The 23569-nt window shown below is 62.7% G+C and carries 21 protein-coding genes; 11 read left to right on the forward strand and 10 right to left on the reverse strand.

Annotated elements, in window-relative coordinates; translation table 11 throughout:
* Positions 1-147: 147 nt before the first annotated feature.
* The gene (locus tag C7441_RS16460) at positions 148-1437 is read right to left on the reverse strand and encodes a hemolysin family protein (RefSeq protein ID WP_109613811.1); all 1290 of its coding nucleotides are present in this window, start codon (positions 1435-1437) and stop codon (positions 148-150) included.
* Positions 1438-1881: 444 nt separating this feature from the next.
* Between C7441_RS16460 and C7441_RS16465 the strand changes: the two genes are divergently transcribed.
* Positions 1882-2517: a DUF1062 domain-containing protein gene (locus tag C7441_RS16465; RefSeq protein WP_109613812.1), complete on the forward strand. Its 636-nt coding sequence runs from the start codon at positions 1882-1884 to the stop codon at positions 2515-2517.
* A 10-nt stretch (positions 2518-2527) separates the two neighbouring features.
* Here C7441_RS16465 and C7441_RS16470 read toward each other — a convergent pair whose 3' ends face one another.
* The 3 genes from C7441_RS16470 to C7441_RS16480 all read right to left on the reverse strand — a co-directional run bounded on the left by C7441_RS16470 (position 2528) and on the right by C7441_RS16480 (position 5107).
* The gene (locus C7441_RS16470; protein ID WP_109613813.1) at positions 2528-3541 is read right to left on the reverse strand and encodes an extensin-like domain-containing protein; all 1014 of its coding nucleotides are present in this window, start codon (positions 3539-3541) and stop codon (positions 2528-2530) included.
* A 109-nt stretch (positions 3542-3650) separates the two neighbouring features.
* On the reverse strand, positions 3651-4298 hold the full coding sequence (locus C7441_RS16475) for an extensin-like domain-containing protein (protein WP_244916175.1): 648 nt from the start codon (positions 4296-4298) through the stop codon (positions 3651-3653).
* 383 nt (positions 4299-4681) lie between these two features.
* Complete coding sequence (locus C7441_RS16480; protein ID WP_109613919.1) at positions 4682-5107, reverse strand: DUF3775 domain-containing protein; 426 nt, start codon at positions 5105-5107, stop codon at positions 4682-4684.
* Positions 5108-5266: 159 nt separating this feature from the next.
* Between C7441_RS16480 and C7441_RS16485 the strand changes: the two genes are divergently transcribed.
* On the forward strand, positions 5267-5617 hold the full coding sequence (locus C7441_RS16485; RefSeq protein WP_026060221.1) for a DMT family protein: 351 nt from the start codon (positions 5267-5269) through the stop codon (positions 5615-5617).
* On the opposite strand, the gene C7441_RS16490 is transcribed toward C7441_RS16485, so the two are convergent.
* Both C7441_RS16490 and C7441_RS16495 read right to left on the reverse strand, forming a co-directional pair.
* Positions 5614-6510 (reverse strand): DMT family transporter, encoded by an 897-nt coding sequence (locus tag C7441_RS16490; RefSeq protein WP_109613920.1) that lies wholly within the window; start codon positions 6508-6510, stop codon positions 5614-5616. The genes C7441_RS16485 and C7441_RS16490 overlap by 4 nt on opposite strands.
* A 137-nt stretch (positions 6511-6647) precedes the next feature.
* Entirely contained in the window at positions 6648-7781 is a 1134-nt protein-coding gene (locus C7441_RS16495; RefSeq protein ID WP_244916176.1) for a PQQ-dependent sugar dehydrogenase, read from the reverse strand.
* A 329-nt stretch (positions 7782-8110) separates the two neighbouring features.
* On the opposite strand from C7441_RS16495, the gene greA reads away from it, so the two are divergent.
* From greA to C7441_RS16520, 5 genes are read left to right on the forward strand one after another with little or no spacing between them, the layout of a single operon-like run.
* Positions 8111-8584 carry a transcription elongation factor GreA gene (gene greA / locus C7441_RS16500; RefSeq protein ID WP_019171359.1) on the forward strand — a complete coding sequence of 158 codons (474 nt, stop codon included), beginning with the start codon at positions 8111-8113 and terminating at the stop codon, positions 8582-8584.
* Between the two features lie 11 nt (positions 8585-8595).
* Positions 8596-9705 (forward strand): glycosyltransferase family 4 protein, encoded by a 1110-nt coding sequence (locus C7441_RS16505; RefSeq protein ID WP_109613816.1) that lies wholly within the window; start codon positions 8596-8598, stop codon positions 9703-9705.
* A gap of 7 nt (positions 9706-9712) precedes the next feature.
* Positions 9713-10663 (forward strand): glycosyltransferase, encoded by a 951-nt coding sequence (locus tag C7441_RS16510; protein ID WP_109613817.1) that lies wholly within the window; start codon positions 9713-9715, stop codon positions 10661-10663.
* A gap of 19 nt (positions 10664-10682) precedes the next feature.
* The gene (locus C7441_RS16515; protein WP_109613818.1) at positions 10683-11303 is read left to right on the forward strand and encodes a hypothetical protein; all 621 of its coding nucleotides are present in this window, start codon (positions 10683-10685) and stop codon (positions 11301-11303) included.
* A gap of 21 nt (positions 11304-11324) precedes the next feature.
* Positions 11325-12032 carry an LPS glycosyltransferase gene (locus C7441_RS16520; protein WP_019171363.1) on the forward strand — a complete coding sequence of 236 codons (708 nt, stop codon included), beginning with the start codon at positions 11325-11327 and terminating at the stop codon, positions 12030-12032.
* A 60-nt stretch (positions 12033-12092) separates the two neighbouring features.
* Here the strand turns inward: C7441_RS16520 and C7441_RS16525 are convergent, their stop codons facing one another.
* Positions 12093-12575, reverse strand: coding sequence for an Lrp/AsnC family transcriptional regulator (locus C7441_RS16525; RefSeq protein ID WP_019171364.1), 483 nt, complete (start codon positions 12573-12575; stop codon positions 12093-12095).
* Between the two features lie 260 nt (positions 12576-12835).
* Here C7441_RS16525 and trxB point away from each other — a divergent pair, with 260 nt between their 5' ends.
* Together trxB and C7441_RS16535 are read left to right on the forward strand one after the other, a co-directional pair.
* Positions 12836-13810, forward strand: a complete 975-nt coding sequence (gene trxB, locus C7441_RS16530) for a thioredoxin-disulfide reductase (protein WP_109613819.1) — start codon at positions 12836-12838, stop codon at positions 13808-13810.
* A gap of 43 nt (positions 13811-13853) precedes the next feature.
* Positions 13854-14750: a LysR family transcriptional regulator gene (locus C7441_RS16535; protein WP_019171365.1), complete on the forward strand. Its 897-nt coding sequence runs from the start codon at positions 13854-13856 to the stop codon at positions 14748-14750.
* Positions 14751-15671: 921 nt separating this feature from the next.
* On the opposite strand, the gene C7441_RS16540 is transcribed toward C7441_RS16535, so the two are convergent.
* Complete coding sequence (locus C7441_RS16540; RefSeq protein ID WP_109613820.1) at positions 15672-17723, reverse strand: elongation factor G; 2052 nt, start codon at positions 17721-17723, stop codon at positions 15672-15674.
* 334 nt (positions 17724-18057) lie between these two features.
* Between C7441_RS16540 and C7441_RS16545 the strand changes: the two genes are divergently transcribed.
* Positions 18058-19647: an ABC transporter substrate-binding protein gene (locus C7441_RS16545; protein WP_170125158.1), complete on the forward strand. Its 1590-nt coding sequence runs from the start codon at positions 18058-18060 to the stop codon at positions 19645-19647.
* 164 nt (positions 19648-19811) lie between these two features.
* Here C7441_RS16545 and C7441_RS16550 read toward each other — a convergent pair whose 3' ends face one another.
* Positions 19812-20462, reverse strand: a complete 651-nt coding sequence (locus C7441_RS16550; RefSeq protein ID WP_109613822.1) for a TetR/AcrR family transcriptional regulator — start codon at positions 20460-20462, stop codon at positions 19812-19814.
* A gap of 124 nt (positions 20463-20586) precedes the next feature.
* Here C7441_RS16550 and C7441_RS16555 point away from each other — a divergent pair, with 124 nt between their 5' ends.
* The gene (locus tag C7441_RS16555; RefSeq protein ID WP_109613823.1) at positions 20587-22089 is read left to right on the forward strand and encodes an MFS transporter; all 1503 of its coding nucleotides are present in this window, start codon (positions 20587-20589) and stop codon (positions 22087-22089) included.
* Between the two features lie 80 nt (positions 22090-22169).
* On the opposite strand, the gene C7441_RS16560 is transcribed toward C7441_RS16555, so the two are convergent.
* Positions 22170-23372, reverse strand: coding sequence for a pyridoxal phosphate-dependent aminotransferase (locus tag C7441_RS16560; RefSeq protein WP_019171371.1), 1203 nt, complete (start codon positions 23370-23372; stop codon positions 22170-22172).
* Between the last annotated feature and the right edge of the window lie 197 nt (positions 23373-23569).

Below are 23569 nucleotides of genomic sequence, written 5' to 3' on the forward strand. Positions count from 1 at the left end.
GATGCCGCCCTTTTTATTAGCACTGTTTTACGCCGTCGCAGGCCGTGCGGCTTCGCGGCGCCTGAGCCGTCGCCGATGTCCGTAATGACGAGGCATGGACCCGCAACCCGCCGGCCTACCGGGCAAGATGTGACTTCGAGACTGAACTCACGCGCTCGTCAGCTTGGCTGCCAGAACCTTGTCGATACGGCGGCCGTCGAGATCGACCACCTCGAAACGCCAGCCCTGGGCGTCCACGCTTTCACCGGTCGTGGGCAGGTGATGCATATGCGACAGCACATAGCCGGCGACCGTCTCGTAGTCGCGATTTTCCGGCAGGTCGATGTCGAACAGGTCGGCCATTTCGTCGGCCGGCATATAGCCCGCCAGCAGCCATGAGCCGTCCTCGCGCTGCACGGGTGCGAACTCGTCCTCGTCGGCGTCGGCGCGGAACACGCCGGTGATCGCTTCCAGAATGTCGGCCGGCGTGACGACGCCTTCGAAGTGCCCGTACTCATCATGCACGAGCGCCATCGGCACGTCGGATTCCCTCAGCGTGGCCAGCACGTCGAGCGCGTCCGCCTGATCGTGGACGATCGGAGCTGTGCGCACATGCTTGGCTGCGTCAAAACCCTTGCCGGCCAGGATCGTGGCCAGGATTTCGCGAGTCTGCACCACGCCCACCATGGCATCGACGCTGCCTTCGCCCGCAGGCAGGCGCGAATGAGGGGTTTCGATCAGCAGCTTGCGCAGGACCGCTTCGTCGGCATGGAGGTTCAGCCAGTCCACCTCGGTGCGCGGCGTCATCACGGCGCGCACGGCCCGGTCGCCCAGGCGCATGACACCGGCGATCATGCGCCGCTCGTCGGATTCGATCGTGCCGTGATGCTCGGCCTCGGCGACCAGCATCTTGATCTCCTCGTCGGTAACCTTTTCCTCGCTTTCGCCGCGCTGGCCAAGCAGCCACAGCATGCTGCGGCCGGAGATGTCGAGCAGCCAGACCAGCGGCGCGCCGATCAGCGCGAGCACGTTCATCATCGGGGCAACGCGCGAAGCGACCGTTTCAGGGTTGCGCAGGGCAATCTGCTTGGGCACCAGTTCGCCGATGATCAGCGAGGCGTAGGTGATGATCGCCACAACAACGCCCACGCCCAGCGCATCGGCGGCACCTTTCGACATGCCTTGTTCGACCAGAACCACGCTGAGCCGCTGGCCCAGCGTGGCGCCGGAAAAAGCGCCGGAGAGCACGCCGACCAGCGTGATGCCGATCTGCACGGTGGACAGGAAGCGGCCGGGATTGGAGCCGAGCTCCAGCGCGCGCGCCGCACCCTTGATGTTACGGTCTACCATCGTCTTGAGCCGCGCCGGCCGCGACGAGACGATGGCAAGTTCGGACATGGCCAGAAGGCCGTTCACGCAGATCAGGACAAAGACGACGAGAATTTCGACGTATAGCATTGCCGCTCCATAGCATCGGCATGGTCGCACGCAAATAGGGAGCAATCCGATTTTGTCGCGAAGATGCTTCGTGCCGCAGGCAGTTGCGTGAACATCGATGAGGCGTGGATCGCAGCGTCCACCATTGCGCGGTTGCATATATCGCGGTCTTCGCGTTAAAGGTGCGTCCTGTTTTCATTAGTCTGGTTTGTGATTTTGCCAACGTAACCGTCGGTCTCCGCAGTTCCACCCGATAATCGCAGCAGTGCAGCGGCATTGCTCGACCAATGAATTGCGTTCTTCGAGGTGGCGGTTGAGACCGGTTTGGCAGGCTGGACTGCTGCCGGGCAGTGCTCGCTCCGGTTCGCTCCTCGATCGCCCTCGAATTTCCTGTCACATCGTGCCTCCATGCGAGGCTTCTCAGCGCCGTCTTGACGAACTTCCCAGCGAGGAAGGCAAGCCGGCATGTCCAGCACTCTCCATGTACAATGGACCGTCACTCCACTCATCGCACCGCGCCCGTGGCTCACCTGCGGCCGGTGCGGCGGCATCAAACCCTTTCAGAGCAGCGGCAAGGCCAGGCTGAATGCCAATGGCAAGCGCCTGGATGCGCGGCTGATCTACAAATGCACCGATTGCGACGCCAGTTGGAACCGGCCGTTGTTCGAGCGGCGCAATGTCAGGGAGATTGACGCGGGTCTGCTGCAGGCACTCCAGGCAAACGACCGCCAGCGGATCGAAGCAATCGCCTTCGATATCGAAGGCCTGCGCCGCAGCGCGACGCGGATCGAAGAATTCCCGGAAGCACATGTCACGAAGAGGGTGCTGGCCGGCAATCCGGCGGCTTTCGAGCGAGCGCGGATCGCTTTAAGCGTTTCCGTGCCGTGCGCCTTGCGGCTGGACCGCCTGCTGGTGGTTGAGCTTGGCGTATCGCGCACCAGGATTCAGGAGCTTCATGCCGCCGAAAGACTGAGGCTTTCGCCGGTCGGAGAGCGCGCGCTTCGGCGGCCGGTCAGGGATGGCATGGCTGTCGATCTGGATGTCGACTCGACCGACCGGCTTGCAGGTTTGAGCACCGGAGTGTCCGTGCAACCGGGATGACCGTCGCCTGCTACCGACAGGCGACGTAGCCGTTCTTGCGCGGCTTGATGTCGAAATGGAAGTGGTTGCGGTGGTCGTAATTGTAGCCGGGGCCGAGCACCGTGGTGAAGTAGTCGCAGCCATCGGCGCGCACGGTGTTGAGGAAGCCCTTTTCGCGGAAGGCGAACCAGCCGGGCTTGCGCACGTCGATGTCCTTGCCGTTGGTCAACTCGATGCGCATGACATCGAGCGCATTGCCTTTGGAGTGCTCGGAGGGCGTGGTGGTGCGGGCAATGCGTCGGCAGGAGTAGCTGGAGCCCTGGTGGATCGTCTTCACGCTCGACCAGTAGCGCCACCGTGCCGCCGGTACCAGTTCCTTGCGCGTCCAGCGCGAGAAGGTCGCGGCCATGCTGCAGCTCAGCGTCGCGGCCGGCTTCATCTTCACCCCGCCGATGGCAGATACGGAAACCGGATAGTCGATGCGGCAGGCGCCGCCGTCGTTGATCGGCGCGAGGTTGCGGAATGTGACGCCAAGCCGTTTCAGATCGTTGCGGCAGGCGACCTCGTCGGCGGGCATTGCCGTGCTGGGGGCCATCGGCGAATCCATGCGTGGATAGGCGACCATCATCGGATTTGACGGAACCAGCGTCTGCAAGCCTTTCGGCTTGACCGAGCCTGGAGGAATGACAGCAGCCACCTGTGCGGGCGTGGGTGCGATCTGGATGACGGGTTCGTCCGGCTCGTCGCTCTCCGCAGGCAGCGCCATGTCGTCCGTAGTGCCGAAAGTGGGCTCTACCGGTACCAGATCGGGCATAACCGGAGCCGGTGTCGGCTCGACCGGAGTCAGTGTCGGCGCGGGTGGCACTATCCTTGGCGGCACGGCAGCCGTCTGCATGCCGATATCCACGTCCGGCCGCAGCACACCTTCGGTACTGCACGATGCAATGGTCGCGGCGATCACGAGCGCTACTCCGCCGATGGCGGCTCTGCGTGTCGTGCCGAAACGCCGGGCCTTGGCTGCCACGGTTCGAACTGGCTGGGCCATTGGTGATTCCTGTTCTGAAACAGGAAGGGTAAGACGCCAGGGTAAATGAAAGGTCAGCGCGGCCGTTTACCCCTGTGGCGCGAACGGGATTTGGCCGGACGCGGAGGCCCTATTGGCAGAAGGTTCCGCCATTCCTGCGCGGGGCGAGGTCCAGATGGAAATGGCGTTCGTGGTCGGCGTCGCTGCCGGGGCCGAGCACGGTCTTGAACGGACCACAGGCGGATTCGCGGATATCGGCGAGGAATTTCGCGGCCTTCGGGTCCGGCGTGGGACCGATGTCGATGGCTGTGCCGTCCGCCAGGATGAAGCGGGCGATGTCGAGCGCATTGCCGAAGGCGTGTTCGGACAGCTTGGTGGAGCCGTTGCGTGGCCGGCAAACATAGGCCGAGGCCTGCGACACGGATTTCAGCTCGGCGCCATAGGTTGTCTTGGCCGCCGGCGAGACGATACCGGTGGCGAACCGTGCCGCCGCTTCGGCCATTGCGCAGTCCATAAGCGCATCGGGCGTGATGCCGACTGTCTTGCCGAACGATTTCACCGCGATGGGATAGGGAAGGGCGCAGCCGGAAGGATCGCTCTCCGGCTCGCGTTCCTCGAACTCAACGCCCAGCCCATCGAGCCGTTTGCGGCAGGCGACCTCACCGGCGGGCATGATCGCCGAGCGCGATGCGGTCGAACGGGGATCGACAGGTTGGGCCGGTCGATTGTCGTGCGCTTCGCCCTTGCTGTCGGGCTTTTGCGGTTTTTCCTGCGGCACAGGTGGTTTTTCGGGAACGGCCTGCCTTTCCACACTCGGATTTTCTTCGGGTACGGGCACTTTCTCGGGCGGTTGGGTTTCACCCACGGGTGCCGGCCTGGCACCGGGCCTTGCCGGATCATCGGGACGTGGCTCAGGCAGCGGCGTGTCGCCAAGCTTCCTGGGTGGGAGATTGCCGGCCGGCGGTGAAAAGACCGCAGGCACAGGCACCTGCTGCGGAAGCTGGGGCGTCTTCGCTGCGGCGACCGTTGCGCAGAGCAAACCTGTCGTCGTCAGCAGCAGAATTCTTGCGATTGGATCGTGCGGAGAAATCTTCATCGGCGCAGCAACGACCGGATGCGCGTTCCGGTTGCCGCGCGGCGATCACGTTGGGTGACGCCCTGTCACGCGCCGATGGCTTCGAGCCCTTCTTCAAGGTAGTCGCCCAGCATCGGCATGCCGAGCAGATATTTGGCGGTGCGGCCGTTGCTGCGCCTGCGCGCCTCGGTCACTGCGTCCTGCCATTCGGAAGCCTCGTAGTCGCCGCGTCCCACCCAGGCCAGCGCCACCAGTTCGGCGGCCTCATCGACATTGAGGTCGTTGATGAGTTCCCTCAACTCCTCCTCGGTAAAGTCCTCGGCCTCCTCCTCCGCCAGCCCGTCATGGGAATGGCTGTCGCGGGTATCGCCGTCCATCTCGATCTCGTGTTCGCCGCCGTCGAAATAGTCGTCGTTGACGGCGGCACTGATCGCCTTCGCCTTTTCGATGAAAAGGCGCACGGTGTCGGGACCGATGGTCAGGTCCCATTCCCTTTCAAGCTTTCGCTCCACGGCCGTCATCCTTGCCGCTCCTGACGGGATGATAGCCGATTTGCGGGCCACGTCACGCATGTTGTTGAGGCAGGCCGCTCACATCTGCGCCGCGCAGATTGACAGGTGGCGGCGATGGCCTGAAATGGCGCGTTCCTACCAATGAATGGTTCCACGCCGATGTCTCTCCTGCTTTCGTCCAAGATAGCGCCAGTGCTCATGCTGGTCGCCTCGAACGTATTCATGACCTTTGCCTGGTACGGGCATCTGAAATTCAAGAGCACACCGCTCTATGTGGTGATCGTGGCGAGCTGGATGATAGCCTTTTTCGAATATTGCCTGGCGGTGCCCGCCAACCGCATCGGTAGCCAGGCCTATTCAACCGCCGAACTGAAGACGATCCAGGAAGTCGTCACGCTCAGCGTCTTCGCGGTTTTTTCGGTCTGCTATCTGAAGGAAGCGTTCACCTGGAATCACGTCGCAGGCTTCGTTCTGATCGCCGGCGGCGCGGCCCTCATTTTCAGGGCCTAGACGGTTCCGGTCGCGCGAGCCCTGGCAAGCAGCGCCGGCGCCAGTTCCACCGCCAATATGGCCGCGAAGATGAGACCGCAGCCGAGGAAGCCAATTGCCGGCAGCCTTTCGCCGAGGATCAGGGCGCCGAACAAGGCGGCGAAGAGGGCTTCGGAGGACAGGAAGATCGCAGCCTGTGGCGCGGTGGTGTAGCGTTGCCCAATCACCTGGAGGGTGAAGGCGATGCCACCGGAAAAGATACCGGCATAGACGATCTCGGGCAGTGCGGCGCGCGCCGCGTTGAAGTCGATCTGCTCGTGAACCAGCGCACCGGTTAGCCCAAGAACGGCGCAGACCGCGAATTGCGTCACGGCCAGAGTGATCGGCCGGCCGGTGCTCGATGCCGCGCGTGCGATGAAGATGACCTGCAACGCGCAGAAGCCGGCTGCCAGAACCGTCAGCCAATCGCCCGAGGTGAGATGCTCGATCGCGCCGCCGGACAGGAACCAGATGCCCGCAAGCGCCGTCAGCGCCGCCGGCCAGACGACCGGATGCGGCCAGTGCCGGAAGAGCATCACGCCCAACAGCGGCGTCATCACTACATAGAGGCCGGTCAGGAAGCCGGAATTGGTGACGGTCGTGGTCAGGAGGCCGATCTGCTGCGTGGCGATGGCGCCCAGCATCAACAGCCCGATCCAGATGAAGGCCAGCCAGTTGCGCGGCGTCAGTGCCGTTTGCGCCTGCCGCGCCTCTCGAATGGCGAAAGGCAGCACCACGAGCGTGGCCAATGTGAAGCGCAGGCCGGTGAACAAAAGCGGGCTGATCGACTTCATCGCGGTCGATTGGGCAACGAAGCCCATGCCCCACATGGCGCCGGCAAGCAGAAGAATGAGATTGGCCTGAAGACGGGTCATTTCGGGGAGCAACCGCTGGAGGAGGATCGGCATTCTCATAGCATCGTTGCGCGCGGCGGCAAGAGAGCCACACGCGCCAATGCAAAGGGACAGGCGGTCGCATTGCCTCCCAATGGAGGGTCAGGCCATGCGCCGCATCACCTGGCTCTCGACAGGCGGACGATCTCGCCATCGTCCTCGTCGGTGAGCAGCCAGATCGAGCCGTCCGGAGCCACGCGCACGTCGCGGATACGACCGAAGGCACCCGCGAACAATCGCTCCTCGCCCGTGATCCTGCCCCTGGCATCGCGGGGCAGCCGCGCGACGAGACGGTATTTCAGAGCGCCGACAAGCAGGTCGTTCTTCCATTCGGGGAACATGTCACCCTCGTAGATCGCGAGCCCGGAGGGGGCGATGGAGGGGTCCCAGTAATAGAGCGGCTGTTCGTAACCAGGCGCGGCCGTGCCGATGCCGATCCTGGTGCCGGAATAGTTGCGGCCATAGGAGATGACGGGCCAGCCATAGTTCTTGCCGGCCTGGGGCCGGTTCACCTCATCGCCGCCCCTCGCCCCGTGCTCGGTGACGATCAATCCCCTGGTGAGCGGGTCATAGGCCGCGCCCTGAATGTTGCGATGACCCTTGGACCAGATGATCGGCAGCGCCTTCCCGCCCTTCGCATAGGGGTTGTCGGGTGGCACCGATCCATCCGGCTCCACACGCAGAATCGCACCGGCGCTGTCCTGCATGTCCTGCGCGCGTTCGGCATCGCCTCGGTCGCCGGTGGTGATGAACAGGGTGCCGTCGGGGGCAAAGACAAGGCGCGAGCCGAACTGCAGCGGCGAAGCGGTCTTTTCCTTCATCGAATAGATGACCCTGACCTCCTCGAGGCGGGCCTTCCCGCCGTCGCGCACCAGCTTTGCGCGCGCTGCAGCCGTGCCGGAACCGCCCTTGCCGGGCCGCGAGAAGGTGAAGAAGATCAACTGGTCCGTGGCGTAGTGCGGCGAGATTGCAACGTCCATCAGGCCACCCTGGCCATAGGCCGCGACCTCCGGCACTCCGGCAATCGGGGCCGACAGCTTGCCATGCGAGAGGATGCGCATGCGGCCGGAGCGTTCGGTGACCAGCACGTCGCCGTCGGGAAGGAATGCAAGCGCCCATGGATGGTCGAGCCCCGAGGCGATGACGGTCGCCTCCACCCTGACCTTGTCGGTGTCGAAAGTTTTGGACGCAGCCTGTGCCGGACCCATGAGGCAAAGCAGGGAAAGGATGGCAAATGCGGCAAAAGGCTTCATGATGCGCATCAGAACGAAATAGGTTGCGCCTGTCGAGGGGCAAGCCGCGCTTCTTCCGGTGCGGGCAAGTATCCGTTCCGGCAATCGGAAATTGTGCCGGGACCGAAGGTGCGGCATTACGCCTTCAAGCCTACCCCCGCGAAATATCTGCATGAATTTCCGCGCGCGCTTTTTTGACGTGAAAAATGCAGGAAGATTGCTATATTGCTGCGAAATGAATCTGACGGTTCCTGCGGCGGAGGCTGCTGGACCGTTTTCTTTTTGTGCCTGCCCGCGTCCTTTCGCTGTGAACCGGACGAGGAAGGTGTTTTGAGGAAAGGCAGACCAACATGAACAAGGTCCCTATGACCGCAGCCGGATTCGAAACTCTCAAGGAAGAGCTGCGGTGGCGTCAACAGGACGAACGTCCGCGCATCATCGAGGCGATCTCGGAGGCGCGCGCGCATGGCGATCTTTCCGAGAATGCCGAATACCATTCGGCCAAGGAGGCCCAGAGCCTCAATGAAGGCCGCGTCAACGAGCTGGAAGACCTGATCGCGCGCGCCGAGGTTATCGACATCTCCAAGCTCTCCGGCGACAAGATCAAATTCGGCGCCACCGTCAAGCTGGTCGACGAGGAGACCGAGGAAGAAAAGACCTATCAGATCGTCGGCGACCAGGAAGCCGATGTGAAGATGGGCCGCATTTCGATCTCTTCCCCGATCGCGCGGGCGCTGATCGGCAAGGAAGTGGGCGAAACCATCGAGGTCAACGCACCCGGCGGCCCGCGCGGCTATGAAGTGGTCGAGGTCCAGTTCATTTGAGGTCCTCCACCATGGCCGACCACAAGGAAACCGCGACCTTCAAGGCCGCGGCTGCGCATTCGGCAGCGCCGGACATGGCGCGGGTCGAGGTGGTCGCGCCGAACATGAAAAAGCGCCTGTCGGGCGTGACCAGCACCATCATCCAGCTCGTGCCAATCCAGTCGCAGAGCCTCGGCATTGCCACGATCGGTCCCGGCCTGCCGCAGACGCTGCCGCGGATGCGATGGTGGCAGGTGTTTTCGCTGCTGAAGCGGCCGCGCTCCGGTCGCCGGCGCATCTGGCACGCTCGGCGCAATCCGGAAATGCTGGCGGGCGTCGTGCTGAAATCGGTGTTCCGCGCGCCGCTTTCGCTCGTTTTCACCTCCGCAGGGCAGCGTGACCACAAGCGCTGGACGAAGTTCCTGATCCGGCAGATGGATGCGGTGATTGCCACCAGCCGCAAGTCGGCGGCCTATCTCAAGGTGCCGCACACGGTGGTCATGCATGGTATCGACACCGATCGTTTCACGCCGCCTGCCGACAAGGCGGTGGCGCAGAAGGCGCTCGGGCTCGACCCGAGCCGGCACTATGTCGGCTGCTTCGGGCGCGTGCGGCACCAGAAGGGCACGGACTTGTTCGTCGAGGCCATGATCGAACTGCTGCCGGCCCGACCCGACTGGACAGCGGTCGTGACGGGCAGGGCGACGGCCCAGAATGCCGAATTCGAGCAGAAGCTGAAAGATCGCGCCACAGCCGCCGGGCTGGCCGATCGCATTCTGTTCAAGGGCGAGGTGGACGACATCACGCCGTGGTTTGGAGCGATGTCGCTCTATATCGCGCCACAGCGCTGGGAAGGTTTCGGCCTGACCCCGCTGGAAGCGATGGCGAGCGGCGTGCCGGTCGTGGCGACCGACGTCGGCGCCTTTTCCGAGCTGATCGTGGAAGGCGTGACCGGCAATGTGATCGCCCGCGAGGATCTGCCGGCAATGGTCGCGAAGGCCGGCCGCTTCATGGATGACGATGCCATGCGGCAGACGGCGGCCGAAGCCGCTCTTGCCCATGCGCGCGCCAATTTTCCGCTGCGGCGCGAGGTCGATGGCATTCGCGGCGTCTACGACCAGGTCTGGGCGGCGCAGGGCTGAACGGATCATGGCCAAGCGGGATTTGCCGGACTGGCTGGTTGTTGCCCGAGCCAACAACTACGGGCTGACCAGGGATGCGCAGATCCTGATCGAGGCCATGCGCGCGGCAGGGCTCAGCGCGGAGTTTTCGCCGCGTAAGCGCTGGCGTCTCCTCGACCTGTTGCTGGGCCGCAAAGCCGCCAGGAGGGTGCTGCAACTGGAGCGCGCTTCGTGGCGCTGGTTTTCGGCCGGCAGCGAAAACTGGATCATGCCCAATCAGGAGCGGTATCCGCTCCGGCATCTGAACCGGCTGAAACGGGCCACTGGCGTGTTCGCCAAGACACGCCATGCCGAGCGCATTTTCTCCGACCTCGGGGTGCGAACCATCCATGTCGGCTTCACCTCGGAGGACAGGTTCGATCCGGCGGTGGAAAAGGACTGGAACAAATTCCTGCATCTGGCCGGGGGCTCAACGTTGAAGGGCACGGAGGATGTGCTTGCGCTCTGGGCCAGCCATCCGGAATGGCCGGAACTGGTGCTGGTGCAGAAGGCGGACAACGCCCCCAGGGAAGTACCGGCCAATGTCCGGCTGCTGTCCGGCTACATCGATGATGTCGAATTGCGGCGGCTGCAAAACGAGTGCGGCATTCATCTGTGCCCCTCGCGTGCCGAGGGCTGGGGCCACAATATCGTCGAGGCGCTTTCCACCGGAGCCTGCGTGGTGGCGACTGACGCGCCGCCGATGAACGAATTCGTGACCGCCGAAAACGGCATTCCGGTGCGCTATGGTCGTCAGGAACCGCGTCATCTGGGCACTTGTTTCTTCGTGGATCGCGCTGCGCTGGAACAGGCTATTGCGTCCGTTCTTGCAATGACGGAAGAAGACAAGCGAAAAATGGGACGCGCGGCGCGCGCCACCTACGACGCAACGGACAAGGAATTCAGGGCGCGGGCAAGGGACGTTTTCCCCATGCGGTAGCCCGGCAAGGGGTAAATACGTGGCCAAGGAAGTTTTCATCATCGGCAACGGACCCTTGCCTCACGATCTTTCCGGACGTGTGGACGGGGCCGCTCACGTAGTGCGGTTCAATGAGCCCAAGGCCTCGATCGACTGGAGTGGAACCCGCACCGACTGGCTGTTCGTCAACAATTCCGGCAAGCCGATGCAGCGGCGCATACTGAGCAGGGAATATGCGCATTTGCCGACCGTGCAGGCGGCGGATTTCATTTTCTTCGCCTATCATCCCATCACCATCCGCAACTATCTGATCAAGCCGAACTTCTTGTCCCGGCTCAAGGGCCGTCGGGCCGACTGGACGCTCGACGCGCTGGAGATGTTCGGGCGGGTGAACAAGAAGGTCGCCATCCTGCCGCCCTCCTATTACGAAGAGGGCTGCGATATGCTAGGCATTCCGGAGCGTGACCGCCGCACCGTCTTTCCGACAACCGGATTTTTCGGGATAAGGTATACGCTTGAGCGGTTTGCCGGAGCCGAGTGGGACATTCACATTTGCGGCTTCAGTTGGGAAGGATGGAAGCGCCACGCCTGGAATGCGGAACGCGAATGGATGCTGCGGCAGGTTGAGGAGCGGAATTTGACGTTTTGGCGCGCCGGCTGAAAGCAAGCGAGGGAAGAAACGTTGGAAGCACGACAAGGACTGGATGTTTACATCGGCTGGGACTCGCGCGAGCCGATTGCCTATGATGTTGCTGAAGCCACGCTGCGTGAGCGCGCATCGGTTCCTGTCAGCGTCTCGCCGATAAAGCTGCAGGAACTGGTGGGGGAAGGCGCGTATACGCGCGAGGTGGACCCGCTTGCCTCGACCGAATTCACCTATTCGCGCTTCTTCACGCCGTGGCTGGCGGGCTACAAGGGATGGGCGCTGTTTTGCGACTGCGATTTCCTGTTTCTCGATGATGTGGCCGGGCTGCTGCAATATCTCGACCCCTCCAAGGCGGTATTGTGCGTGCAGCACGACTACACGCCTTCCGCCACGGTGAAGATGGACGGCAAGGTCCAGACGTCCTATCCGCGCAAGAACTGGTCGTCCTTCATGCTCTTCAACTGCGAGCATCCTTCGACCCGTACCTTGACGCCGGACGTCATCAACCGTGAAAGCGGCGCTTACCTTCACCGGATGCAATGGGCGAAGGATGACGAGATCGGCGCGTTGCCTGTGGACTGGAACTGGCTGGAAGGCTGGAATGAAAAGCCGGCCGGCGGCACGCCCAAGGCGGTGCATTTCACCAATGGCGGTCCCTGGTTCAAGGACTGGCAACACGTCGATTACGGCGACCTTTGGCGCGCGGAGGCATCGCGGATCGATCCGGACTGGAAGCCGATCTGAGCTGACGTTCCCTAACAGCTATCATCCATGGCTGTCACGGGATGGTGGTGCCGTGCGTGATCAGTCGCTGGTTGCGATCGCGACCAACCCCTCATTCTTGACCTGACGGATGGTGAGGGCGGTGCGCACCGTATCGACATTCGGGGCCGAGGCGAGGTCTTCGATGACGAAAGTCTGGAAGGTGGTCAGGTCGCTTGCCACGCAGTGCAGCATGAAGTCGCTGTCGCCCGACACCATCCAGGCCTGACGCACGATCGGCCAGAGCCGTGTGCGGTCGGCGAAGGCTTTCAGTTCCGCTTCCGCGTGGTGGTGGAGGCCGACCAGGCAAAAGGCCACCACATCCATGCCGAGCGCTGGCGCGTTCAGCAGCGCGCGATAGCCGCGGATGATGCCGGTATCCTCCAGCCGCTTGACGCGCCGCAGGCACGGTGGCGCGGAGATGCCGACGCGCCGCGACAATTCGACATTGGTCATGCGCCCATCGTTCTGGAGTTCCTGCAGGATCTTCCAATCGATAGCATCGAGGTCGGCCTTAAGCGGCATTTTTATCTTCCCGGTAGAGTGGTTGGCGCAAGAATCTGTCGCAGTCGCGTAATTAAACTATACAATCGCCGTCGTCAGCCGGAATGGCGCGAATTTTTGACGGTTGGACGCAACTGCGACAACGCGTGAGCCCCCAGAGCCAAAGCTTTCCGGGGACTATTGATTCGCCGCCTTGCTGGTGCCGCACGCAACACCTAGATTAGCCCGGATTATCGATTTCACATCGCAACGCGCCGTCTCCAGATTCACGAAGGCCCATTATGACGACCAAACACGCGCCCGTTCTTATCATCGGTTCCGGTCCGGCCGGCTACACCGCCGCCATCTACGCCGCGCGCGCCATGCTGAAACCGGTTCTGGTGGCCGGCCTGGAGCAGGGCGGCCAACTCATGATCACCACCGACGTCGAGAACTATCCGGGTTTTGCCGATCCTATCCAGGGGCCGTGGCTGATGGGCGAGATGCTGAAGCAGGCCGAGCATGTCGGAACCGAGATCGTCAATGATGTGATCACCGAAGTCGATCTGAATGTGCGGCCGTTCACGGCGAAGGGTGATTCCGGCACGACCTATACCTGCGACGCGCTGATCATCGCCACGGGCGCCAAGGCCAAGTGGCTGGGCATTCCGACCGAACAGACCTTCATGGGCTTCGGCGTTTCGGCCTGCGCCACCTGCGACGGCTTCTTCTATCGCGGCAAGGATGTCGCGGTCGTCGGCGGCGGCAATACGGCGGTGGAGGAGGCGCTTTACCTTTCCAATCTCGCCAAGAGCGTGACGGTGATCCATCGCCGCAGCGAATTCCGCGCCGAGCGCATCCTGCGCGAGCGGCTTATGCAGAAGGACAACATCAAGGTCATCTGGGATACGGTGGTGGACGAGATCTGCGGCCAGCCCGGCAAGGCGCCGATGCCGCCTTCGGTCGATGGTCTGAAGCTGCGCAATGTCGTCACCGGTGCCGAAACGCGGCTTCCCATTGATGGCGTGTTCGTGGCGATCGGCCATGCGCCGGCGGTGGAACTGTTCGAGGGCAAGCTGAAGCAGAAGCCGAACGGCTATCTGTGGACCGCGCCCGATTCGACCCGTACCGACGTGCCCGGCGTGTTCGCCGCCGGCGACGTTACCGATGAAGTCTACCGGCAGGCGGTGACGGCGGCGGGGCTGGGCTGTATGGCGGCCCTGGAAGCAGAAAAGTATCTGGCAGGAATTGAAGCACATCGTGAGGCCGCAGAGTAAAGCGGAGCGCGCCGGCAAGGCAGCCCGGCGCAATGAGGGGAACATGGCACTCGACTGGGACAAGCTACGCGTGTTTCACGCCGCGGCAGAGGCGGGATCGTTCACGCATGCAGCCGAGACTTTGCGTCTGTCGCAATCGGCGATCTCGCGGCAGGTGAGCGCGCTCGAGCATGATGTCGGCGTGCCGCTGTTCCATCGGCATGCGCGTGGCCTGGTGCTGACCGAGCAGGGCGAAATGCTGTTTCGCACCGCCCATGACGTGCTGATGAAGCTGGAGTCGATCAAGACCCGTCTCACCGAGACCAAGGATCGGCCGTCCGGCGTCCTGCGTGTGACCACGACCGTCGGCCTCGGGGCGGGCTGGCTTACCGAGCGTGTGCAGGAGTTTCTCGAGCTTTATCCCGAGATCAACCTGCAACTCATCCTCGCCAATGAGGAACTGGACCTGACCATGCGTCAGGCCGACTGCGCGCTGCGTCTGCGTCAGCCGCAGCAGCCGGACCTCATCCAGCGGCGGCTTTTCACGGTGCATTTCCACCTCTACGCGTCGCCGTCCTATGTCAGCAAGCATGGCAAGCCGTCCTCCATCGCCGACCTCAAGAACCACCGCATCGTCACCTTCGGCGTGCCGGTTCCTTCCCATCTCAGCGAGCTGAACTGGCTGGAAACGGTCGGCGATTTCGAAAGCGGCCAGCGCATCGCCAACCTGCAGATCAACGACATCCTGTCGATCAAGCGGGCGGTGCAGACCGGGGCGGGCATCGCCATGCTGCCCGACTATGTGGTCAGCAAGGATTCGGGCCTCGTGCAGCTTCTGGACGAGACCGAGGTGCCGTCCTTCGACACCTATTTCTGCTATCCCGACACGATGAAGAACCAGGCCAAGCTGCAGGTCTTCCGTGACTTCGTCATCGCCAAGGCGCGCAACTGGTCCTACTGATGCAGTCGCCGGTTGGCGCGTCTTTGTGCGTCGTGTCGCGTGTGGATGAGAATGGCGGACCATAACGCCGGCTTAATCGATAGGGGGCGGCCTGCAGCAACTCGCGGGTTGCTGCGTCGAGAGCGTTCGGCCTCACGGTGGTTCGTTTCGACTTTCTGAACACTTACGCACGATGATCGTCAGCAGCACGCTCGTGCCTGTTTTCGCGCCAGCCTTTCAAGTTGCCGTCGCCGAACTGACCCGGATCGACCATCCGTTTTTGCTGCGCGCGCGTGGGCAATCGGGTGTAAATCGAACTGGATCAATGGAGTGATCCAGGGCTTGGGCCACAGCCTGCGTCATTTTGCATGGGTGCCTTGCAAGGAAACTGCTTGTTTCTTGGGCATGGGTAGCCCATATAACAACCATCTCCTGGGCGCGTTCCTCCTCCCATTAGCGCCCTAGAGTGTTCCCCTCTGGAGGTTTAGCCTTAATCGGCACTTCCAATCAAACTTAGCCGGGTCATTTGATCCGGCTTTTTTTGTGCGCGAAATTCACCGCCAACCTGTCATGGCGCTCCGGGCCTCATGTGAAGTGCTATATTCCGGTGAATATTACGTTCTGCCGCGAGCCGATTAGGCGGCGTAACAGTGACATGTAACCCCCTGTAACCTGCCGGACAGACGCCCGTTTTGCTAGGCAAGCTAAGGACGCGGCGTTGGGCGGCCGGGGGATGGGGGCATCACCCGTTCGGACCAGGGCTCAGGCAGCCGCCGCGTCCGACCGGTCAATCGCGTGCTGCGGCGGTACCGGGAAACAGAGTTCTGCGGCGGACCTGACGTGCTGCTTTCCTCCCCCCATTCATCCTGGGCGGCACGGTCCGCAAAACGGCGCCCGGATTTCCTCCCGGGCGCCGTTTTTCGTTGATTCGGCAATGTGCTTTCAGGCCGCCTTGCCGTTGGCGCTCATCACGTCGTCGGCGAGCCTGCCGGTCAATTCCGCCATATGGTCGAAATTCGCCTGATAGCTGGCCACGCCGGCGGTTGCAGAGCGCAGATCGACGATCAGGCTGCCGATTTCGGCCTGCGGCATGGTCGCCTCCACCACGTCCCAGCCGGGCCAGTCAGGTCGTGGGTTGTAACCCAGTATCTGGCCGCGATGTTGTGGAACGATGCCGGTGATCCGCGCGGTGGCGTCCGAAGGCGTGAAGATCTCGACCTTCATGATCGGCTCCAGCAGCACCGGCGAGCACGCGACCATGCCCTCCTTCATGGCGAGCTTTGCCGCCATCTGGAAGGCCATGTCGGAGGAATCGACCGTATGATAGGAGCCGTCCGACAGGTTGACCGCCACATCCACCACGGGAAAGCCGAGCGGGCCGTTGCGCAGATAGTCGCGGATGCCCGTCTCGACCGACTGGATATAGGTCTTGGGCACGACGCCGCCGGTGATGGTGTCTGAAAACTGGAAACCGGTGCCGCGTGGCAGTGGCTTGATGTCCAGCACCACGTCGCCGAACTGGCCATGCCCGCCCGACTGCTTCTTGTGACGGCCGCGCTGCTGCACGCCCTTGCGGATCGTCTCGCGGTAGGGGACCGCAGGCGCCCGCGCATCGACGGCGATCTGGTATTTGCCCTCGAGCCGCTCCACGCTGACGCGCAGATGCATTTCGCCGTGTCCGGAAAGGACGGTTTCGCTGGAATCCTGCCGGTGGCGCAGAGAGAGGGAAGGGTCTTCTTCCGACAGCCGCTGGATTGCCGCCGACATCCTCACGTCGTCCTTGCGTTCCTTCGGCCGCATCGAAAAAGAGAACACGGGCGGCGGTGGGTCCAGGACGACGAGCGGTTCCAGTCCGCTCCTGGCGGAGGTCAGCGTCTGCCCGGTGCGGACATTGTCCAGCTTGCCGAGCGCGACGGTCTCTCCGGACTCGGCCGATGGCTGCTTGGTCTGATCCTTGCCGAACATGCGATAGAGTCCGGACACCTTGGCGCTTGCGCCGCCGGGCAGGAACAGTTCGGCACCATCGGCCACCGTGCCGGACAGGATGCGCGCTACCGAAAGCTTGCCGCCATGCGGGGTGTGAATGGTCTTCATCACCTGTGCGATCATCTGGCCGTCATCCGGCGCGCCAAGGCGCCGACGCGTCACCTCGACATCGGGGGCGTCGTGGCGGATCGCCTTGAGAAGGCGCAGCACCCCATTGCCCTTTTCGGCCGAACCGATCAGCACCGGCGTTACCTTGCCGTCGCGCAGATCGGCGGCGAGATCGTCGAAGATCGTGTCTTTCGGCGGCTCGATTTCCTCCAGCAATTGCTCCATCAGGGCGTCGTCATGGTCAGCCAGCGTTTCCAGCATGGAAAAGCGGGCCTCTATCTCCCGTGCCTTTTCGTCGCCTGGAATATCGGCGATCTCGCTCTCGGCATGTTCGCGGTAGATGTAGGCGCGCTCCAGCGCCAGGTCGATCGAACCGATCACGATGCCGTTCTTGCGCAGCGGTATCTGGCGCAGCAAAAGCGGGGAACTGCTTGTCGGCTGCAGCAGCTTCAGCGTTTCGCGCACGCCGCCTTCGGCCTTGTCCATCTTGTTGAGGAACAGCATGCGCGGCACGCCAAGCTCGTCGAGCTTGCGCATGATGAGCTGCAGCGCGGGGATCTTCTTCTCGTCCGGCTCGGCCACCACGATCGCGATATCGCTGGCGGCAAGTACCGGCTCCGTCTCGAAGGCGAACTCCACCGAGCCGGGGCAGTCGACGAAAGTCATGCTTTCGCCCATGAATTCGGTGGTGGCGAAGGTGGCTTCCACGCTCATGGCGTGGGCGCGGGCCTCTGGCGAGAAATCGGAAACCGTGCTGCCCGATGAGATGGAATTCTGGCGTGCTATGGCGCCCGTGCGAGCAAGAATGGCTTCCAGCAGCGTGGTTTTACCGCTTGCGAAGGGACCGATAATGGCGATGCATTTCGGCCCCGTTCGTCTTCCTCCTGCGCGTTTTCCCATGGTGAGACAACCTCCTCCTGATGCGTGAACACCGGGGCGGCGGCCGGCCTCTCCGGCCGTCGCGCGGCGGGCCGTCCGGCCCGCCTGAAAGCATCGTCACACGGGCCGGGGGCGAGGGCAAGGGAATTGCGAATCGATGTTTCCGCTCCGCGAGGAGCTTCGTGCAGCTGTGTCTGGATTTCCGGCGTTTTGCCGCTGACGACAGGGTGCGTGTTTCTTTTGCGCCGTTTGATGTCGTAGGCTGCCCGGCGAGGGCATTTGGGCGCCAGTCACTATTCCGGATACGGGACAATAAGCACAGTACCCGTTCGCAATGAGGAGGAGGAACCGAAACATGTCCAAAGAACTTGAATTCCTGAGCCGGGAAGTCGCGCGCGGGCGGCTGTCGCGCCGCGATTTCCTCGGTCGCGCCGCTGCGTTGGGCGTTGCTGCGACATTCGCCAATTCGCTGATCGGCAGCGTCGCGCGCGCCGAAGGACCGGTGAAGGGTGGCATATTGAGAGCGGGCATGGTCGGTGGCGAATCCACCAACAGCCTCGATCCGGGCACATGGGCCAGCCAGGTGCCCTATACGCTCGGCCGCTGCTGGGGTGAGCAGATGCTGGAGGTTTCGCCGACGGGCGAGATCGAGATGCGTCTGGCCGAGGAATACGACGCCTCGCCCGACGCCAGGACCTGGACCTTCAAGATCCGCAAGGGCGTGACTTTCCATAACGGCAAGGATCTGACGCCGGCCGACGTGGTGGCGACGCTGGAGCGCCATGCCGACGAGAACTCCAAATCCGCGGCCTTGCCTTTCGTCAGCGGCTTCGAAAGCATGAAGGTGGACGGGCAGAATGTCGTCATCACGCTGAAGGAGCCGAATGCGGACTTGCCCTATGTGGTGGGCGACTATCATTTGATGATCCAACCCAATGGCGGCAAGGACAATCCTGCCGAGGGTATCGGTACCGGCCCTTACAGGATTGTTGCCAACGAGCCGGGCGTGCGCCATGTCGGTGAGCGATTCAAGGATTATTGGGCGCCCGAAGTGCGCGGCCATGCCGACCAGATCGAAATCGTCGTCATCAACGATGCCACCGCGCGCGTGTCGGCCTTGCAGGGCGGGCAGGTGCACCTCATCAATCGCATCGAGCCGAAGATCATCGATCTCGTCAAGCGTGCGCCCGGCGTGACGATCCGCAACGTGCCGGGCAAGGGGCACTATGTGTTCATTGCTCATTGCGACACCGCGCCCTTCGACAACTACGACCTGAGGCTGGCGCTGAAATATGCCGTCGATCGCGAAGAACTGGTGCAGAAAATCCTGCATGGCTATGGCACGGTCGGCAACGATATGCCGGTGATGTCGGGCTATGCGCTGTTCCCGGAGGACATCGAGCAGCGCCCGTATGATCCCGACAAGGCGAAGTTCCACTTCAAGAAATCCGGCCATGACGGCCCGGTGCTGCTGCGCACCTCCGACGTGGCGTTTCCCGGCGCGGTGGATGCTGCCCAGCTTTACCAGCAGAGCGCGGCAAAGGCCGGCATCACCCTCGACATCAAGCGCGAGCCGGGCGACGGATACTGGTCGGAAGTGTGGAACAAGCAGCCCTTCTCGATGTCCTACTGGACCGGGCGCCCGATCCAGGATCAGGTCTACTCGATCGCCTATCTCTCCAACGCCGAGTGGAACGACACGCGCTTCTTCCGGCCGGATTTCGACAAGCTGATCCTGGGTGCGCGCGGCGAACTCGACACGGCCAAGCGCAAGCAGATGTATCACGACGCCGCGGTCATCCTGCGCGACGAGGGCGGGGTGATCGTGCCGATGTTCAACAACTATGTCGATGCGACCAGTGACAAGGTTGGTGGCTGGGTGGATGATCCCAACGGCGAACTGATGGGCTCGAAGGCGCTCGTCTACTGCTGGCTGAACGCATAGACCATGTTGCCGAAAAGCGCGAAGCGGGCATCATGGGCTATCTAATTGATTTTGCCGCATGGGTGCGACGCCAGGTGTTTCTACTTGGCTGCAACATTCCCTAGCGGCGCGCGATCATGCGATGAAACCGCCCGTGAGCCCATGCGCTCGCGGGCGGCGTTCTCTTAACCGGCCTGCCGGTTGGTTCCAAGCATCCGCAGGAACAGTTCGGAAAGATGGGCGGAAAGCCTGTCGCCATCCTTTTCATCATTGGCGATTGCGTCATCCACCGCCCCGTGCAGCCCCTGAAACAGGACGATGGCGGTGAGGCGGGGATCATCCAGCTTCCAGGCTGCGGCCCGTGCGCCTGCCGTCAGCATCATGGCGAGGTCCGTCACAACGATATTTTCGCCCTTCATCTGCCGGAAATGAGGGCGGTAGTCGTGGAAAACCACGTCATGCAACTCATAGCCGTCCAGATAGGCGCCGACTGCGCTCGCGACCCATGCGTTCAAGCGCTCGGGCCAGTCTTCCTGCCCGCAGGAGTCGAGGGCCGTGCGGATGCGAGCGCGAAACCCTTCGATGAAGCGTTCGCGCAACGCGATCACGATCTCCGGTTTGGAGGCAAAATAGAGATAGAAGGTGCCCTTGGCGACGCCCGCGGCAAGGGTGATCTCCTCGACGGTGGTTTCCTCGACGCCCTGGGCGATGAACAGCCTTGCGGCGGCATCCAGCAGTTCGCTCCGGCGCACCTCGGAGGGCTTGGTGCGCGGCTTGGGCCGCTGCTTGCGTGACGTCCGTTGCCCGATGGGGGGCATTTCCTTGCCGTCCACCATGCCTCGCTCCCTGATGGATAGTGCTATTTGAAGGGAATTTATAAAGATAATAAAGGAGTTGTCCATATTGACTGACTGGTGGTCATTGCCTTAACTCGATCTTTTCAACGCAGCGAATGATCCGATGACCACCTCCCGCCGCCCCATGCTTGTTGCTGCCGTCTATCTCGGCACGTTCATCGCTGTTCTGGACGTCAGCATCGTCAATGTCGCTTTGCCCACGCTGCAGCGCGCGCTCGATACCGATCTTGCCGGCCTGCAGTGGGTGGTCGATTCCTACACGCTGTGCCTGTCGGCATTCATGCTGTCGGCGGGGGCCATCAGCGACCGCTACGGCCGCAAGCGTTCGTGGATGATCGGTGTCGGCGTGTTCACGCTGGGGTCGGCGATCTGCGCGGCCGCGCCCAATCTCGCCGTGCTTCTGACCGGGCGTGTCGTGCAGGGCATTGCAGGTGCGTTGCTCATTCCGGGCGCCTTGTCGATCCTGGTTCAAGCCTTTCCGGACACCCGTCAACGCGCCAGCGTGATAGGCGGCTGGTCGTCCTTTACCGCGCTCTCGCTCATCGTCGGACCGATTCTCGGCGGCACGCTGGTCGATCTCGTCGGCTGGCAAAGCATCTTCCTGATCAACCTGCCGCTCGGCGCCATTGCGATGTTGCTCGGCGGCAGTTCGATGCAGGAAACCGCGCATCCCGAACATGCCGCACTCGATCCCGCCGGGCAGTTGCTCAGCATCGTCTGGCTGGGTGCTCTCACCTTTGCGTTCATCGAAGCGGGTGAAGCCGGCTGGACCGCACCTTTGACGCTCTCGGCGCTTGCGGTGGGCATTATCGGGCTGGCGGCCTTCCTGACCGTCGAGGCAAGAGCCCGCAAGCCCATGCTGCCGCTTGGCTTTTTCCGCGATACAAGCTTCACCGTCACCAATGTTGCATCCTTTGCGCTCGGCTTTGCCTCCTACAGCAGCGTGTTTTTCTTCTCGCTGTTCTTCCAGCAGGTGCAGGGCATGTCACCGGTGATGGCAGGCTTGCACATGTCGCCGCAATTCATCGCGCAGGTTCTGGTAGCGCCGACGACCGGGCGGCTCACCGCGCGCTTCGGCCATCGCGTGGTGATGATCGTGGGCTATCTGCTTTTGGGCGGCTCGATGCTGGCTATGTTCCGGGTCGGCGCCGAAACGTCTTACGCCTATTTCGGCACGCTGCTGGCCATCACGGGCATCGGCACCGGATTGGCCATTCCGACCACAAGCGCGGCGGCCATGCTTTCGGCGCCTCGCGAGCGTTCGGGCATGGCGTCGGCGATCGTCAACGCCACACGCCAGACCGGAACGGCCATAGGCATTGCGCTGCTTGGCGCTTTCATGAGCCAGCGGGCCATCTGGCTGCTGACCGACGGGCTGGAACTTGCCGGCGTTTCCGGTGCCGCCGACGTGGCGCGGGCTGCGGTGTCCCGGCATGACTTTGCCACCGACGCTGCATTGGGCGAGAGCGGGGTACAGGTGCTTTTCCTCGACGCCTATGCGGGCGGCTTCCAATTGGCGATGCTGGTCGCGGGAGCGGTGAGCTTGCTCGCGGCCATCCTGTTGCTGGTCGTCAGGTCGCGCCCGCAGCTGGCAACCGCGCAATAGAGCAGTCTGCCTGAGAACGGTTCGAGCCAACAAAAAACCCGGCGCGAGGCCGGGTTTTTCGTGTTTCGATTTGTTCTCGCTCAGGTGAGCGAGGCGGTGAAGCGCTGGATGCGGGTGCAGGCTTCTTCCAGAAGGCTTTCCGACGTCGCGTAGGAAATGCGGAAGTTCGGGCCGAGGCCGAAGGCCGAGCCGAACACCACCGCAACGCCTTCCGCCTCCAGCAGTTCGGAGCAGAAGGTTTCGTCGCTGTCGATCACCTTGCCGGACGGTGCCTTCTTGCCGATCAGTTCGGCGCAGGACGGATAGACGTAGAACGCGCCTTCCGGCGAGGGGCAGGTGATGCCGCGCGCCTGGTTGAGCATCGATACCACGAGGTCGCGGCGCGCCTGGAAGATCGCCTTGTTCCTGGCGATGAAATCCTGCGGACCGTTCAGCGCTTCCACCGAAGCCCATTGGGCGATGGTGCAGGCGCCCGAGGTTTGCTGACCCTGGATCATGTCCATGGCCTTGATCAGCTCGACGGGACCTGCCGCATAGCCGATGCGCCAACCGGTCATGGCATAGGCTTTCGACACGCCGTTCATGGTGAGGGTGCGGCTGTAGAGCTGCGGCTCGACCTCGGCGATGGTCTTGAAGACGAAGTCGCCATAGGTCAGGTGCTCGTACATATCGTCGGTCAGCACCCACACCTGCGGATGCTTGAGCAGGACGTTCGCGATCTCGCGCAACTCGGCTTCGGTATAAGCCGCGCCCGAAGGGTTGGACGGCGAATTCAGCACCAGCCACTTGGTGCGTGGCGTGATCGCCTTTTCCAGCGCCGCGCCGGTCAGCTTGAAGCCGTTGGCGTCGGTGGTCTGGGCAAAGGTCGGCGTGCCGCCGCACAGCAGCACCATTTCCGGATAGCTTACCCAGTAGGGAGCGGGGATCACCACCTCGTCGCCGGGGTTGAGAGTGGCCATGAAGGCGTTGAACAGAATCTGCTTGCCGCCCGTGGCGACGATGGTCTGCTCGGGCTTGTAGTCGAGGTTGTTCTCGCGCTTGAACTTGCTGGCGATCGCCTCGCGCAGCGGAGCGATGCCGGATACCGGCGGATACTTGGTTTCGCCGCGGCGGATCGCTTCGATCGCCGCATTCTTGACGTTATCAGGGGTGTCGAAATCGGGCTCGCCTGCACCAAGACCGATCACGTCGCGGCCTTTCGCTTTCAGCTCGCGGGCTTTCTGGGTGACAGCGATCGTCGCGGAAGGCTTCACACGGGAAAGGGCGTCGGCAAGAAAGGCCATGACTTTTCATCTCCATTGCAATGGGGCGGCCTGAATTTCGGCCGCGCATGTCATGTCGGATTGTGCGGCAATTCGCAAGTGTCGCGTGGCGTTGGTCTCGTTTAATTCGCGCTGTGGCTGGTTCGGATCAATGTCCGCACAAGCCTCACATGCGTTAACAAGGAATAAAACCTTGGCATGTCATTATCCGCCGTCAA

The organism is Pseudaminobacter salicylatoxidans (assembly GCF_003148475.1).
In the GTDB taxonomy this organism is placed as follows: Bacteria; Pseudomonadota; Alphaproteobacteria; order Rhizobiales; family Rhizobiaceae; genus Pseudaminobacter; species Pseudaminobacter salicylatoxidans.